At 71.5% G+C, this 14,118-nt stretch carries 14 protein-coding genes; 7 read left to right on the top strand and 7 right to left on the bottom strand.

Annotation, left to right across the window (positions count from 1 at the left end; all coding sequences use genetic code 11):
• The first annotated feature begins 199 nt into the window (after window positions 1-199).
• From ACFQS1_RS08605 to ACFQS1_RS08595, 3 genes are all read left to right on the top strand, one after another.
• On the top strand, window positions 200-1,039 hold the full coding sequence (locus ACFQS1_RS08605) for a PaaX family transcriptional regulator (protein ID WP_378965665.1): 840 nt from the start codon (window positions 200-202) through the stop codon (window positions 1,037-1,039).
• Entirely contained in the window at window positions 1,036-1,824 is a 789-nt protein-coding gene (locus ACFQS1_RS08600) for an enoyl-CoA hydratase-related protein (RefSeq protein WP_378965664.1), read from the top strand. The genes ACFQS1_RS08605 and ACFQS1_RS08600 overlap by 4 nt, the downstream gene beginning before the upstream one ends.
• A gap of 83 nt (window positions 1,825-1,907) precedes the next feature.
• Window positions 1,908-2,720 (top strand): serine protease, encoded by an 813-nt coding sequence (locus ACFQS1_RS08595; protein ID WP_378965663.1) that lies wholly within the window; start codon window positions 1,908-1,910, stop codon window positions 2,718-2,720.
• A 227-nt stretch (window positions 2,721-2,947) separates the two neighbouring features.
• On the opposite strand, the gene ACFQS1_RS08590 is transcribed toward ACFQS1_RS08595, so the two are convergent.
• The 5 genes from ACFQS1_RS08590 to ndhC form a co-directional block, all read right to left on the bottom strand.
• The gene (locus ACFQS1_RS08590) at window positions 2,948-3,565 is read right to left on the bottom strand and encodes a hypothetical protein (RefSeq protein WP_378965662.1); all 618 of its coding nucleotides are present in this window, start codon (window positions 3,563-3,565) and stop codon (window positions 2,948-2,950) included.
• A gap of 13 nt (window positions 3,566-3,578) precedes the next feature.
• Entirely contained in the window at window positions 3,579-4,157 is a 579-nt protein-coding gene (locus ACFQS1_RS08585) for a DNA-3-methyladenine glycosylase I (RefSeq protein ID WP_378965774.1), read from the bottom strand.
• Window positions 4,158-4,269: 112 nt separating this feature from the next.
• Complete coding sequence (locus ACFQS1_RS08580; RefSeq protein WP_378965661.1) at window positions 4,270-4,764, bottom strand: SRPBCC family protein; 495 nt, start codon at window positions 4,762-4,764, stop codon at window positions 4,270-4,272.
• Window positions 4,761-5,324 (bottom strand): DivIVA domain-containing protein, encoded by a 564-nt coding sequence (locus tag ACFQS1_RS08575; protein WP_378965660.1) that lies wholly within the window; start codon window positions 5,322-5,324, stop codon window positions 4,761-4,763. Before ACFQS1_RS08575 ends, ACFQS1_RS08580 begins: the two co-directional genes overlap by 4 nt.
• A 58-nt stretch (window positions 5,325-5,382) precedes the next feature.
• Window positions 5,383-5,760, bottom strand: coding sequence for an NADH-quinone oxidoreductase subunit A (gene ndhC / locus ACFQS1_RS08570; RefSeq protein WP_378965659.1), 378 nt, complete (start codon window positions 5,758-5,760; stop codon window positions 5,383-5,385).
• A gap of 206 nt (window positions 5,761-5,966) precedes the next feature.
• Here ndhC and ACFQS1_RS08565 point away from each other — a divergent pair, with 206 nt between their 5' ends.
• From ACFQS1_RS08565 to ACFQS1_RS08555, 3 genes are read left to right on the top strand one after another with little or no spacing between them, the layout of a single operon-like run.
• Window positions 5,967-7,820, top strand: coding sequence for a 2-oxoacid:acceptor oxidoreductase subunit alpha (locus tag ACFQS1_RS08565; RefSeq protein ID WP_378965658.1), 1,854 nt, complete (start codon window positions 5,967-5,969; stop codon window positions 7,818-7,820).
• Window positions 7,813-8,835, top strand: a complete 1,023-nt coding sequence (locus ACFQS1_RS08560; RefSeq protein ID WP_378965657.1) for a 2-oxoacid:ferredoxin oxidoreductase subunit beta — start codon at window positions 7,813-7,815, stop codon at window positions 8,833-8,835. The genes ACFQS1_RS08565 and ACFQS1_RS08560 overlap by 8 nt, the downstream gene beginning before the upstream one ends.
• Window positions 8,836-8,870: 35 nt before the next feature.
• The gene (locus ACFQS1_RS08555) at window positions 8,871-9,677 is read left to right on the top strand and encodes an SAM-dependent methyltransferase (RefSeq protein WP_378965656.1); all 807 of its coding nucleotides are present in this window, start codon (window positions 8,871-8,873) and stop codon (window positions 9,675-9,677) included.
• Between the two features lie 20 nt (window positions 9,678-9,697).
• Here the strand turns inward: ACFQS1_RS08555 and ACFQS1_RS08550 are convergent, their stop codons facing one another.
• Entirely contained in the window at window positions 9,698-10,711 is a 1,014-nt protein-coding gene (locus ACFQS1_RS08550; protein ID WP_378965655.1) for a potassium channel family protein, read from the bottom strand.
• Between the two features lie 166 nt (window positions 10,712-10,877).
• On the opposite strand from ACFQS1_RS08550, the gene ACFQS1_RS08545 reads away from it, so the two are divergent.
• The gene (locus ACFQS1_RS08545; RefSeq protein ID WP_378965654.1) at window positions 10,878-11,378 is read left to right on the top strand and encodes a phospholipase; all 501 of its coding nucleotides are present in this window, start codon (window positions 10,878-10,880) and stop codon (window positions 11,376-11,378) included.
• On the opposite strand, the gene ACFQS1_RS08540 is transcribed toward ACFQS1_RS08545, so the two are convergent.
• A complete protein-coding gene (locus ACFQS1_RS08540; protein WP_378965773.1) occupies window positions 11,344-14,091 on the bottom strand; it encodes an adenylate/guanylate cyclase domain-containing protein in 2,748 nt (915 codons plus the stop codon). The genes ACFQS1_RS08545 and ACFQS1_RS08540 overlap by 35 nt on opposite strands.
• Window positions 14,092-14,118 lie beyond the last annotated feature (27 nt).

Genomic DNA, 14,118 nt, shown 5'->3' with positions numbered 1-14,118 from the left:
CTACGTCGCGCGCTCAGCCCCACGCGGCGTGGTACTCGTATCCGACCGGCGGCCGCGGGCCATCGCGCGCGTTCACGCGACCCGGCCCACCGTGCCGATCAAACATTTTCCCTGATGAACACCGGCGAACCCAAACCCAGCCCGGGCGGATGTGACAGCATCTAGCATATCGTCTTTAAGGCTGTCACAATGTGCGGTCATGCAGGCGCGGTCGGCACTCTTCGACCTGTACGGCGATTACCTCCGCCCCCGGGGCGGGCGAGCGCCGGTAGCCGCCCTGGTCAAGCTGCTGGCGCCGCTCGGAATCGCACCGCCCGCGGTACGCACCGCGGTGTCCCGGATGGTGCGCCAAGGCTGGTTGCACCCCCTCCGTCTGGTCTCCGGGCCGGGCTATCTGCTCACCCCCAAGGCGGCGCGCCGGCTCGACGAGGCGGCGGCCCGGATCTACCGCACCGGGCGCTCGGGATGGGACGGCCGGTTCGATCTCATTCTGCTGCACGGCCCGCTCGCCAAGAAGGATGCCAACCGACTGTCGTTCCTCGGCTACGGCACGCTGGGTGACCACGCCTGGGTCGCGCCGCGCGCCGCCGACGAGGTCGACACCGTCCTGGTCGACGCGGGCGTGGGATATGAGCGGTTCAGCGCGGCCCACGCGGCCGGGTCGCCGGGGGCCAGCGAGGTGGTGGGCAAGGCGTGGGACCTGCCGTCGCTCGCGTCGTCCTACGAGACGTTCGTCGCCGACCTGCGACCGGTGGTGAGCGCGGTCAACGCCCGCAGCAGCGACGAGGACGCGTACGCGGCCCGGTTCCGGCTCGTGCACGCCTGGCGGTCGTTCCTGTTCCGCGATCCGCAGCTGCCGTCGTCGCTGCTGCCGCCGCGGTGGCCCGGCGCGAGCGCGGCGGGATTCTTCGACCGGCACGCGACCCGGTTGCGGCCGGCCGCCGATCGGTACGTCGAGCGCTGCCTGCAGTCGGTCTCGCGCGGCGGCCGTGTGGGATTCTCCGACCCTTCCTCCCGTGTGGGATTCTCGGATTCATGACAGACTCCCTGCTGGTGGACCGCACTGACGCGGTCGTCACGCTCACGCTCAACCGGCCCGAGGCGATGAACGCGCTCGACGTCGACCTCAAGGAGGCGCTGCGGGACACGCTCGCGCAGCTCGAATCCGACCGCACCTGCCGGGCGATCGTGCTGGCCGGCGCGGGTCGCGGCTTCTGCGTGGGCCAGGACCTGCGCGAGCACGCCGAGCAGCTGGAGTCCGGCAAGACCGACCTCGACACCGTGCGGGCGCACTACAACCCGATCGCCCAGCGGCTGGCGAACATGCCCAAGCCGGTGGTGGCCGCGGTGCGCGGCATGGCGGCCGGCGCGGGCGCGTCGTTCGCGCTGCTGGCCGATTTCCGGATCGGCGGACCGTCGACGAAGTTTCTGATGGCGTTCGCGAACGTGGGGCTGGCCGGCGACAGCGGGGTGTCGTGGTCGCTGCCGCGGATCGTGGGGCACGCCCGGGCGCTGGAGCTGCTGCTGCTCGCCGAGCCGGTCGACGCCGCTTCCGCCGAGCGGATCGGCCTGCTCTCCCGGCTGGTCTCCGCCGACGACGAGGTGCTGCCGGCCGCTCACGAGCTGGCTTCGCGCCTCGCGGCCGGGCCGACCGTGGCCTACGGCGCGATCAAGCGCGAGCTGTCGGTCGGGGATGCGGGAACGCTCTCCGATGCGCTGGCGGCCGAGGCGCAGGCGCAGGCCATCTGCGGCGCCACCGACGACCACCGGGCGGCGGTCGCCTCGTTCCTGGCGAAGCAGAAGCCGGTGTTCGAGGGTCGCTGACGGTATGACGATTTTGGGATCGCCACAGACATAGAGGTTTATCAATAGGCTCTGCTCACCGATTTTCGATGGGGAGGGTCTAGATGGTCAGGTGGCGGATTCTCTGGGGTACGGCGATGGCCGTGCTCACCGCCGCGGCGTTGGGCGCTAGCGCGTCCCCCGCCGCGGCGGCGCCGGGCGGCTCCGGCGACGGTGTGGTGCCGAGCACGAACGTCGTCGGCGGCACCCGAGCGGCGCAGGGCGAGTTCCCGTTCATGGTGCGGCTCTCGATGGGCTGCGGCGGGGCGCTCTACAGCTCGACGATCGTGCTCACCGCGGCGCACTGCGTGGGCCGCACCGGCACGAACACGTCGATCACGGCGACGCTCGGCGTGGTCGATCTCAACTCCAGCAGCCGGATCACCCGCAAGTCCAACTACGTGTACCGGGCGCCGGGCTACAACGGGGCCGGGAAGGACTGGGCGTTGATCCGGCTGGCCAGCCCGGTGACCGGCCTGGCCACGCTGCCGATCGCCACCAGCACCGCGTACGACTCGGGCACGTTCACGATCGCCGGCTGGGGCGCGGCGCGCGAGGGCGGCTCGCAGCAGCGCTACCTGCTGAAGGCGCAGGTGCCGTTCGTCAGCGACGCCACCTGCAACTCGGCGGCCATGTACAACGGCGAGGTCATCGCGACCGACGAGATCTGCGCCGGGTACGCCGCGGGCGGCGTGGACACCTGCCAGGGCGACTCGGGCGGCCCGATGTTCCGCACCGACTCGGCCGGCGCCTGGGTCCAGGTCGGCATCGTCAGCTGGGGCGACGGCTGCGCGCGGCGCAACCGGCCGGGCGTCTACACCCAGGTCAGCTACTTCTCATCGGCGATCAGGTCGGCCGCGGCCAGTCTGGGCGGCTGAACCGGCCGATTTCCCCCGGCGCTCGCCATCGGCCGATCGCCCTCCGGCTCCGACCGGCCGATCGTCACCCGGCTCGCCACCGGCCGATCGTCTCCGGGATCGTGACCGGCTTGCGACCCGCCACCGGCCCTGATCGCGACACCGGCCCCGCCCCTCGCCCGGCCCGGCCGGCGTCGCACCCTCGGCCTCGCAGCTCCGCGCTGCGGGGCCGTGGCGTGCCGCCCGGCTCAGTCTTCGTCGTCGTCTTCCTCGGGGTCCTGGTTGGCCTCCTCGCCCAGCACGAACGCCTGCATGGCCAGCTCGTCGCCAGAGGGCCAGACGTAGGTGGGCAGCTCCTTGGGGCCCAGCTCGGCCACGTGCGTCCAGAACTGGCGCACCGCGTCGGCCGGGGTGGTGGCCTCGATCGGCAGGGCCAGGCTGACCAGCCAGGTCGGCGTGCCGGGGCCGGGCTCGCCGCCCAGCGCGGCCGCGAGCCGGCGGAACTCCTGCGGCTCGACCTGAACCGGACCGCCGCCTGCCACCAGACCCGGGGCGCGGACCGACCGGCCGCCGGCCGCCACGCCCGGGGCCGCGGCCGGGTCTGGGACCGCCCCGCCGCCGGCCACGAGGCTCGGAGCCGGCACCGGGTCGTCGAAGGAACGGCGCACGTAGGTCAGGACCAGGTCGGCACCGTCGGACGTCTTGGCGGCCCGGGTCAGCGCCACCACGTGGTCATCGGCGACCAGCAGCACCTCGTCGTCGGGCGCCACCGCGCCCGCGCCGCCCGGCACCGTCACGGTCTCGTTGTGGTAGAGCCGCTCGGTCGCCCACTGATCCGCCGGAATGATCACCGCCCACTGCGCCATGCGCTCCATCTCATCACGCGGCCGGCTCGGGCGAGATCGGCGGGACCCAGCAGCCCGCCAGGTGGTCGTCGACCATTCCGGTCGCCTGCATCAACGCATACGCCGTCGTGGGGCCCACGAACTTGAAGCCCTGCTTTTTCAGCGCCTTGGCCATCGCGACCGACTCGGGCGTGGTGGCCGGAACGTCGGCCCGGGTGTGCGGGCGCGGCGGCCGCGGGGCCGGCGCGAACGACCACAGCAGCGCCGACAGGCCGTCGGGGAGGTCGGCGGCGACCCGGGCGTTGTGCAGGGTGGCGTCGACCTTCATCCGGTTGCGGACGATGCCCGGATCGGCCATCAGGCGGGCCGCGTCGGCCTCGGCGAACGCCGCCACCTTGGTGATCGAGAAGTTGTCGAAGGCGGCGCGGAAGGCGGGCCGCTTGCGCAGGATCGTGATCCAGGAGAGGCCGGACTGGAACGCCTCGAGGCTCATCCGCTCGAAGAGCGCGTCGTCGCCGCGGACCGGCCGGCCCCACTCGTTGTCGTGATAGCCCACGTAGTCGGGGGTGCTGCCGCCCCAGAAGCAGCGCGCCCGGCCGTCGTCGCCGATCACGAGGCCGGCGGCGAGCAGATCGGCCGGCGCGACGCCGGGTTGCGGCGCGCCGAACGGCGAGGTGTCTGTCATGGCGACCACCGTAGGGCCACCCTCCGACAAAAATCGGGCGTTACAGGCGGCCCTGCTCGACCAGGCGGCCGAACTTCTTCAGCGCGCCGGTGAAGCCCAGCTTCGACCCCGGCCAGAGCACCGGCCACGCGACCTTCCCGGCCGGGCCGGCCGGCAGGTGGAACCACTCGTGCAGGACGACCTGGGTGCGGTCACCGGACATGGCCGTGCACCGGACCGAACCCGGACCCCGCAGCACCCTCCCGCAGTGCACGACGCGTACCTCGAAAGGGGGGTTGACCTTGACGACCCGCAGCTCGTCGCGGAGCGACGCCGGGCCGATCGCGGTGACGGCCTCGACCAGGCTGCCCTCGCCGCCGTCGCCCTCCACCACCCGCACCTTGGTGAACGGGATCCACTGGGACTGGCCCTCCCAGTTGAGGAACGCGGCGAACACCCGCGCGGCGGGAGCGTTGACGATGACGGTGGCGGTCACCTCCCCGGTACCAGGGTGGGCGGCGTCGCCGAGCCCGTCGACCGGCTCGGCCGCGCTCACCGCGGCTCCGCCGGCTCGGACTCCTTCGCGTCCGCGCCGGGGGCGGCGTCCGCGCCGGGGGCGGCGTCCGCGCCGGGGGCGGCGTCCGCGCCGGGCGCGGAGTCGGCGCCAGGCCCGGAGTCGGCGCCGGGGACGGCGTCGCCGGACGGCGGCGGGACGTCGAGGTCCATCAGGGCCTCCTTGGCCGGGGGCGTGGCCGGCGCGATCGCCGCCTCACGTGCCCGGCGCAGCGCGTCGGCGTCGGCCGTGCGGCCCTCGCGCAGCGCGATGACCTCGGCCTCGAGCACGCTGATCAGCTCGCCCTTGTAACCGATGTCGTAGGCGGCGCGCTCGAGGGCCTGGTCGACCTGGGCCATCCGGTAGCCCCGGAAGGCGGTGTCGAAGCGGGTGCCGGCCAGATCGTCCTCGCCGAGCGGGCGGTCGGTCGGCAGCGGCACCGCGGCCCCGTCGGGTTCGACGGGCGTCAATCCGGAGTCGCCCCCGCCCAGCATCACGGTCACGCCGAAGACGATCGCGGCGACCACCAAGGCGACCACGATGAAGAGGAGAAGCTGACCCATGCGGACGATGTTGGCATGCCCGCCGATTTGTCGCGAGCCCGCCACCCCGGATGGACGGTCAGGTCCAGGTCAGGATCTTCTTGCGCCAGGCGTACAGGATGCCCAGCGCGAGCACCGCGACGAAGATCGCCATCTCGATGACCGTGGCCGCTCCGAAACCCGGCAGGTCGAACACGACGGCCCACGGAAAGAGAAAAACGGCTTCTACCGCAAAGAGGACATAAAGGTACGCATACACGTAATAGCGGATCTGCGCCTGAGCCCAGTCCCCGCCGACCGGATCGATCCCGCTCTCGTACGCGATGAACTTGCCCGGCGGCTCCGCCGGATTGCCCGGGCGAAGTAGCCGGTTGGCGGCGAATGCACCCACGAAGACGAGCACGCCCGCTCCGATCACCAGCCCGAGCGTGGCGTACGAGCCGAGATAGCCGTCCACGTGTCACAGCCTAGTAAACCCAGTGAGATGAATGACCCGCCGCATGGTGGACTCCGCTGGATCGAGCAAGCATGGCCTAAGTAGTGTGGGCAACGGCCTGCGGCCGGTAGTAAGGACCGCCGACGTAGGCTGGAAGTGACTTATCGCGGGCCGGCCCATCGACGTGCGTCCCCCGTCCAGGCCGGCACCCCTTGGAGGTTGAGATCGTGGCAGCTGGAGCAAAGCGGGTCGAGCAGTTGGACCGGGTGGTCATCCGGTTCGCGGGCGACTCGGGCGACGGCATGCAGCTGACGGGCGACCGGTTCACATCCGAGACCGCGCAGCTCGGCAACGACATCTCCACCCTGCCCAACTTCCCGGCCGAGATCCGCGCGCCGGCCGGCACGCTGCCCGGCGTGTCCAGCTTCCAGGTGCACTTCGCCGACTACGACATCCTCACCCCGGGCGACGCGCCCAACGTGCTGGTCGCGATGAACCCGGCCGCGCTGAAGGCGAACCTGTCCGACCTGCCGCAGGGCGCCGACATCATCGTCAACACCGACGAGTTCACCAAGCGAAACCTGGCCAAGGTCGGCTACCCGACCAGCCCGCTCGAGGACGGCTCGCTGGACGCCTACGCCGTTCACCCGGTCGGGTTGACCTCGATGACCGTCGGCGCGCTGAGCGAGCACGGCGTCTCCAAGAAGGACGCCGAGCGGGCCAAGAACATGTTTGCCCTCGGCCTGGTCTGCTGGATGTACTCGCGGCCGTTCGAGTCGACCCTGCGGTTCCTCGAGCGCAAGTTCGCCAAGCGCCCCGACCTGGTGGCGGCCAACAAGGCGGCGTTCCAGGCCGGGTGGAACTTCGGCGAGACGACCGAGACGTTCGCGGTCCGGTACGAGGTCAAGCCGGCCAAGATGCGGCCCGGCACGTACCGGAACATCACCGGCAACCAGGCGCTCGCGCTCGGCCTGGTGGCCGCCGGTGTCCGGTCCAAGCTGCCGGTCTTCCTGGGGGCGTACCCGATCACCCCGGCCTCCGACATCCTGCACGAGCTGTCCAAGCACAAGCGGTTCGGCATCACGACGATGCAGGCCGAGGACGAGATCGCGGCGGTCGGCGCGGCGCTGGGCGCGGCGTACGGCGGCGCCCTCGGCGTGACCACGACCAGCGGCCCCGGCGTGGCGCTCAAGGGCGAGACCATCTCGCTGGCCATCGCGCTGGAGCTGCCGCTGGTCATCGTCGACGTGCAGCGGGCCGGTCCGTCCACCGGCATGCCGACCAAGACCGAGCAGGCCGACCTCAACATGGCGCTGTACGGCCGGCACGGCGAGGCGCCGCTCGCGGTGATCGCGCCCAAGTCGCCGTCCGACTGCTTCCACGCGGCGATCGAGGCGGCGCGGATCGCGCTGACCTACCGCACTCCGGTGGTCCTGCTCTCCGACAACTACGTGGCGAACGGCTCCGAGCCGTGGCTGCTGCCCGAGGCCGGCGAGCTGCCCGACCTGACGGTGTCGTACGCGACCGAGCCGAACGGCGCGGACGGCCGCTTCCTGCCGTACCTTCGCGACCCGTCGACCATGGCGCGGCCGTGGGCGATCCCGGGCACGCCCGGGCTCGAGCACCGCATCGGCGGCCTGGAGAAGGCCGACAAGACCGGCGACATCTCGTACGACCCGGCCAACCACGAGTTCATGGTGCGTACCAGGGCGGCCCGCATCGAGGCCATCGAGGTGCCCGACGTCGTGGTCGAGGACGCCGACGAGAACGCCCGCGTGCTCGTGCTCGGCTGGGGCTCGACGTACGGCCCGATCGGCGCGGCCTGCCGGGCGCTGCGCCAGCGCGGGTTGCCGATCGCACAGGCGCACCTGCGGCACCTCGCACCGCTGCCGGCCAACCTGGGCGAGGTGCTCAAGGCGTACGACAAGGTCGTCGTCCCCGAGATGAACCTGGGCCAGCTGGCCCACGTGATCCGGGCGAAATACCTGGTCGACGCGGTTCCGTTCAACCAGATCAGCGGCCTTCCGTTCACCGCCGCGACGCTGGAAAGCATGCTCGAGGACGTGGTCAAGAATGGCTAGCCCAGTGACGGAGCTCAAGCTCACCGCCAAGGACTTCAAGTCCGACCAGGAGGTCCGCTGGTGCCCGGGCTGCGGTGACTACTCGATCCTGGCGGCCATGCAGCGGTTCATGCCCGAGCTCGGCGTTCCGCGCGAAAAGATCGTCTTCATCTCCGGCATCGGTTGCTCGTCGCGCTTCCCGTACTACATGAACACGTACGGTATGCACTCGATCCACGGCCGCGCCCCGGCGATCGCGACCGGCCTGTCGTCCTCCCGCCCCGACCTGTCGGTGTGGGTGGTGACCGGCGACGGCGACGCGCTCTCGATCGGCGGCAACCACCTGATCCACGCCCTGCGGCGCAACGTCAACCTCAAGATCCTGCTGTTCAACAACCGGATCTACGGCCTGACCAAGGGTCAGTACTCGCCGACCTCCGAGCTCGGCAAGATCACCAAGTCGACGCCGGCCGGCTCGGCCGACTCGCCGTTCAACCCGCTCTCGCTGGCCCTGGGCGCCGAGGCCACGTTCGTCGCACGCACGATCGACTCGGACAACAAGCACCTGCAGTCGGTGCTGCGGCAGGCCGCCGAGCACGAGGGCAGCGCGTTCGTCGAGATCTACCAGAACTGCAACATCTTCAACGACGGCGCGTTCGAGCTGATCAAGGACCCGAACACCCGCGACGACCACCTGATCCGCCTCGAGCAGGGCCAGCCGATCACCTTCGGCAGCGAGCGCCAGTTCTCGGTGGTCCACCCGGCCGGCAGCTTCGGCCTCCAGGTGCAGGAGGGCGGCGACGCCCTGGTCCACGACGCCACCGTCGACGATCCCGCGTACGCCTTCGCGCTGTCCCGGCTGTCCGGCTCCGACCTGAACACCACCCCGATCGGCGTGTTCCGCGACGTCCGGCGGCCCACCTACGATCAGCTGATCCAGAAGCAGCTCCAGGACGCCAAGGCAAAGGCCGACGGCACACCCGACGAGATGCTCGACGCACTGCTCAACGCGGCCGACACGTGGACGATCATGTGACCGTCCACGAGGGAGACGCCACCAGGGGGGTTGCCATGACGGACGAGTCAGACCTGAACGCCTTGCTCAAGACCGACGTGCCGCACTCCGCCCGGCTGTGGAACTACCTGCTCGGCGGCAAGGACAACTTCGCCGCCGACCGCGAGGCCGCCGAGTACGCGCTGGCCCTGATGCCCGAGCTGGTGCAGTCGGCCCGGGCCAACCGCGAGTTCCTCGGGCGCGCCGTCCGCTTCCTGGCCGGCGAGGCCGGCATCCGGCAGTTCCTCGACATCGGCACCGGCCTGCCCACCGCCGGCAACACCCACGAGATCGCGCAGGCGACCGCCGCCGACAGCCGCATCGTCTACGTCGACAACGACCCGATGGTGCTCGTGCACGCCCGCGCGTTGCTGACCAGCACGGCCGACGGCGCCACCGACTACGTCGACGCCGACCTGCGCGACACCGCCAAGATCCTGGCCGACGCGGAAAAGACGCTCGACTTCGGCCGTCCGGTCGCCGTTATCCTCTCCGGCATCCTCAACTTCGTCGTCGACGACGCCGAGGCCCAGGCGATCGTCACGCGCCTGGTCGCCGCCGTTCCGCCGGGCAGCTATCTGGTCATCTCGCACCCGACCGAGGAGGTCAACGGCCCGGCCGTGCGCGAGTCGATGCGCCAGTGGAACGAGAGCGGCGCCGCGCCCATCACGGCCCGCACCCCGGCGGCGATCGCCGCCTTCTGCGCCGGCCTCGAGATCCTGCCGCCGGGCGTGGTGACGTGCACCGCCTGGCGCCCCGACCCGGCCCACCCCGGCATCACCGACACGGTCTCCGAGTTCGCGGTCGTCGCCCGCAAGGCCTGACGCAAGGTCATCGAGACCGCTCAGACGGTCACTCCGACGCTGCTGTCGTCGGCACGGATGTAGACCAGCATGTCGCCGGTCTCGATCGACATCGCCTGCTCGCCGCCCAGCGGCAGCACCTTGCCCCGGCGGATCAGGGCCACCACCAGCGTCACCAGTTCGCGCGGGTTCTGGCCGACCTCGCTGCGTTCCGCGCTCCGCATCGCCAGGGCCATGCCCTGGCCCGGGGTCAGCAGGTCCTCCACGACGTCGATCAGCGGGGGCGCGGTCGTGGTCAGGCCGAGCAGGCGGCCCGCGGTGGCCGACGAGACGATCACGTGGTGGGCGCCGCTCTGCTTGAGCAACGCGGCGTTCTCCTGCTCGCGGACGGCGGCGATGATGCGCACCTGGCCGGCGGTGAGCTGGCGGACCGTCAGCGTGATCAGCACGGAGGCCTCGTCGCTGTCGGTGGCGATGATGACGGCCTTGCAGTTCTTGACGTCGGCCTGGTTGAGGATCGCGGACCGGGTCGCGTTGCCTTCGATGGCGGCCAGGCCGTTGGCCGCGGCCTGGCGGATGCCGGCCTCGCGGTTCTCCACGACGACGATGCGGGACTTGTCGTACCCGTTCTCCAGCAGCGCGGCGACCGCGGCCCGGCCCTTCGTGCCATAGCCGCAGACGATGACGTGGTCCTTCAACTTTCGCCTCCACCGGCCGATCCGCAGGCTGTTGCGGTACTGGTCGGTGAGCACCTCGAGGGTCGTGCCGACCAGGATGATCAGGAAGAGCACCCGCGCCGGGGTGATCAACAGGACGTTCACCAGCCGGGCTCCCGGAGCGACCGGGGTGATGTCGCCGTAGCCGGTCGTCGAGAGCGTCACGACCGCGTAGTAGAAGCAGTCGAGGAGGCTCAGGCCGTCCCCGTTGATGTCCCGGTACCCATGCCGGTCGACGTAGATGATCAACACGGTGACCAGCACGAGGAGGACGGCCAGCGCCACACGGACGGCGAGCGCGCGCAGAGGGCCCTGGCGGACCAGGGGCAGATGGATCATTTGTCGTCCCGCACAGGCACACGATAGTTGCCGGTGTACAGGCCCGCCCTCCAGGACATCACATTAACGCCCGTTAAGGAATACCGGCCGGTAGCTTCGAGCGGCTGACGGCAAAGCGAATCGACACATCTATATGTCAACTGTGACCCCGGCCGAAACTGCCCGTATGACCCGACGCCTCCTCCTCGTTCTGGTCCTCACGATGGCAGCGCTGGTCCCCGCCGGCGCGGCGTTCGCAAGCACGGCCGACAAGGCCACCGTCCTCCTCGGCTGGAGCCAGCCCACCGCGGCCAGCACCAACGCCTGGAACGCGGCCCGCCTCGACCGCGCATCCTGGGAGTCCTACCACTTCGACTGGTCCACCGACTACTGCTCGGCCAGCCCGGACAAGCCGCTCGGCTTCGACTTCACGCTGTCCTGCTGGCACCACGACTTCGGCTACCGCAACTACAAGGCCATCGGGGCGTTCCCGGCCAACAAGGACCGGATCGACGACACCTTCTACGCCGATCTCAAGCGGAAATGTGCCACCTACAACGTGGTGGTCCGCTCGGCCTGCTACAGCCTGGCCTGGACCTATTACCAGGCGGTGCACAACTTCGGCTCGCTGTCCGCCGTCAAGCAGGCAGACCTCAATCGAGCGTCAGCCCTGATGCGGCAAACCTAGCCGCGCCCTCCTCCAGGTCCGGGTGCTCCACCGCCAGGGCCATCGCCACAATCCGATCAAACCCGAGACCAACACCATCGGCGTACGCGGCATCGAACGCCACATCGCCGAGCGAGGCCCGCAGCGCCACCTGCTGTTCCGACCAGAACCGCCCGAACATGTCGGTACGCCGGGCGCCGCGGGCCGCCTCGGCCCCGCCGAACAGGACGGCCGCCATCACCGCGTCGCCGCCGATCGAGCAGCGCACCGCGATCGCCGCGACCGCGTCCGCCGCCTCGCTCCGGAAGCCGTGACGCAGCCGCGACCGCAGCGCCACCACCAGGTGGTCGTGGGCGGCGACCAGGTCGCGGCGGCGAAGCGCCACCATCCCCAGCAGCCAGTCGACGGTGCGCCGGCCACGGTCCTCGGGCCGGCCGGCCTCCAGCTGGCGGGCCCCGCCGAGCAGCTCGGCGGCCTCGTCGATGGCGTCCCGCCGCCACAGCAGCCCGGCCAGGGTGACGACGGCCGGCAGCGCCGCCTCGGCCGCGCCGGCCTGCTCCGCCCGCGCCGTGATCTCCCGGCAGAACCGCTCGGCCTCCTCGTACCGCCGGTCCTCCAGCAGCGTGATCCGATGGCCGGCCAGCGCCCGGATCCGCAGATTCTCGCTGTCGGCGACGTCCCGGGCCCGCTCGAAGAAGCGCGCCCGCTCCTGGGGGTCGTCGGCGAGACCGGCGTGCGCCAGGTAGGCGCTCGCCAGATCGGCCGGGGCCACGGCGTCGTCGAGCCGCCGGTAGAGCCGGAAGAGCAGGTCACGGCCCTCCCGCGCGCCCCCGTGCTCGCGCCACCAGGGATCGAGAGCGCCGGCCAGCCGCAGGCCCGCCGCCACGCTGCCCTCGGTGGCGGCCCAGCGCAGCGCCGCGTGCCACTCGCCGACGAAAGGGGCAAGCTCCGTGAGGGAGACCGTGCGCGGCTGGCCGTCGGTGTCCACGGTGACCGCGCCGAGCGTGTGCAGCGACCAGGCCACGTGCCGGTCCCGCGCGGCGCGCTCGTCGCCGGCCGCGGCGAGCTGGCGGACCGCGTACGCCCGGACCTGCTCGGACATCCGATAAGCGGGACCGGGCACCACCTCGATCAGCGACTTCTCGGCCAGCTCGGCCAGCGAGCCGATCGCGTCGGCGCCGCACCATTCGATCGCGTCGAGGTCGACCGGGCCGGTGAAGACGCTCAGCCGGCGAAGCAGGGCGGCGGACCGCACGCTGAGCGTGCGATAGGACCAGTCGAGGCAGGCGGTCAGGCTGTCGTGCCGGTCCCCGCCGTTCTCCGGGTCGAGGTGCATCGGGCCGAGGTGCATCGGGTCGAGGTGCATCGGGTCGAGGGCGGCGATCGGATCGTCGAGGCGCGCCAGCAGCTGGGTGGCCGTGAACAGCCGCAGCCGAACGGCGGCCAGCTCGGCGGCGAGCGGCGAGCCCTCCAGCCGGGCGGCCACCCGGGCCAGGTCGGTGCTCTCGTCGACCGGCACGGGCCGTCCGCCGCGCGCGGCCTCGGCCCGCTCGGTGAGCAGCTGGAAGGCGTCGGCCGGGGAGAGCGGCGGAATCCGCCACACGACCTCGCCGTACACGCCGAGCGGCTCCCGGCCGGTGACCAGCACATCGACGCCCGGGCAGGCGGCCAGGAGGCGGCGCACCAGGCCGGCGCAGGCGGCGGGGGCGGCGTCGCAGGTCTGGAGCAGAAGCAGCATGCGCCGGTCGGCACAGTGGTCGAGCAGGGTGTCGAGCACCGGACGGCCCGGCTCGGGGCGCAGGCCGAGAACCGCGGCCAGCGTGGGGGCCAGGCCGGTTGCCGCGCTGACGGCATCGACCGTCCAAATTCCGTGCGCGTACGCGGTGAGCACGTGCTCCCCCACCGCATGCGACAGCCGGGTCTTCCCGGCGCCGCCCGGCCCCGCGATCGTGACGATGCGGTTGCCGGTGAGCAGGTCGGCGAGCTCGGCCACCTCGGCGCGGCGACCCACGAACGAGGTCAGCGGTGCGGGCAGGTTGTGGCGGGCCGCGCTCGGCGTGCGGGGGCGGGGGAACTCGCGGTCGAGGCCGGCCGCGACGACCTGGAAGAGGCGCTCGTCGTCGTCGAAGCCGCGCAGCCGGTGCGGCCCGAGGTCGAGCAGGTCGACGCCGGCCAGGGTGTCGGCGATCGGGCGCTCCAGGATGAGCGTCGCGGTATGCACGGCGCCCGTGGCCGCGCCGGCTCCCGCAGCCGCCGCCCCGCCGATTCCCGCATCTCCGACTGCTCGCGTCCCTGCGGCTCCGGCGTTTTCGGCTGCTCCGGCGTTTTCGGCTGTTCCCGCGTGGCGGACGGCCCGGGCGGTCGCGCCCGAGCACAGGATCTGACCACCGTGGGCCGCGGCGGCAACTCGGGCGGCACGGTGGACCTCGATGCTGGCGTACTCGTCGCCGTTCGGCTTCGCGTAGCCGGTGTGCATGCCCATCCGCACGCGCATCACGTCGCGTCCGGGCCACTCGTGTGCGGACAGTCGCCGCTGCGCCTCCACACAGGCCGCCAACGCCGCCCCCGCCTCACGGAACGCCACGAAGAAAGAATCACCCTCGGTGAAAAGCTCGACACCACCGAAGTCGGCCAAGGCATCCCGCAATAACGTTCGGTGAGCACCGAGGACGGGTCCGTAGTCGTCACCGAGCATGCGGGCCAGACGAGTCGAGCCTTCAATGTCGGTGAACATAAAGGTCACCAGGCCGCTCGGCAGCTC

Origin of the sequence: Paractinoplanes rhizophilus (assembly GCF_042664765.1) — a bacterium.
Taxonomy (GTDB): Bacteria; Actinomycetota; Actinomycetes; order Mycobacteriales; family Micromonosporaceae; genus Actinoplanes; species Actinoplanes rhizophilus.
Note: the sequence above shows the minus strand (reverse complement) of the source record. Positions and strands in the feature narration are given on the sequence as shown.

Bases quoted from the DNA above. Each gene is read 5' to 3' on its own strand.
- ACFQS1_RS08590 (WP_378965662.1), bottom strand. From the start codon at position 3,565: ATGGCGCAGTGGGCGGTGATCATTCCGGCGGATCAGTGGGCGACCGAG.
- ACFQS1_RS08575 (WP_378965660.1), bottom strand. From the start codon at position 5,324: ATGGGTCAGCTTCTCCTCTTCATCGTGGTCGCCTTGGTGGTCGCCGCG.
- ACFQS1_RS08605 (WP_378965665.1), top strand. From the start codon at position 200: ATGCAGGCGCGGTCGGCACTCTTCGACCTGTACGGCGATTACCTCCGC.
- ACFQS1_RS08595 (WP_378965663.1), top strand. From the start codon at position 1,908: ATGGTCAGGTGGCGGATTCTCTGGGGTACGGCGATGGCCGTGCTCACC.
- ACFQS1_RS08550 (WP_378965655.1), bottom strand. From the start codon at position 10,711: ATGATCCATCTGCCCCTGGTCCGCCAGGGCCCTCTGCGCGCGCTCGCC.
- ACFQS1_RS08545 (WP_378965654.1), top strand. From the start codon at position 10,878: ATGACCCGACGCCTCCTCCTCGTTCTGGTCCTCACGATGGCAGCGCTG.
- ACFQS1_RS08600 (WP_378965664.1), top strand. From the start codon at position 1,036: ATGACAGACTCCCTGCTGGTGGACCGCACTGACGCGGTCGTCACGCTC.
- ACFQS1_RS08560 (WP_378965657.1), top strand. From the start codon at position 7,813: ATGGCTAGCCCAGTGACGGAGCTCAAGCTCACCGCCAAGGACTTCAAG.
- ACFQS1_RS08540 (WP_378965773.1), bottom strand. From the start codon at position 14,091: ATGTTCACCGACATTGAAGGCTCGACTCGTCTGGCCCGCATGCTCGGT.
- ACFQS1_RS08555 (WP_378965656.1), top strand. From the start codon at position 8,871: ATGACGGACGAGTCAGACCTGAACGCCTTGCTCAAGACCGACGTGCCG.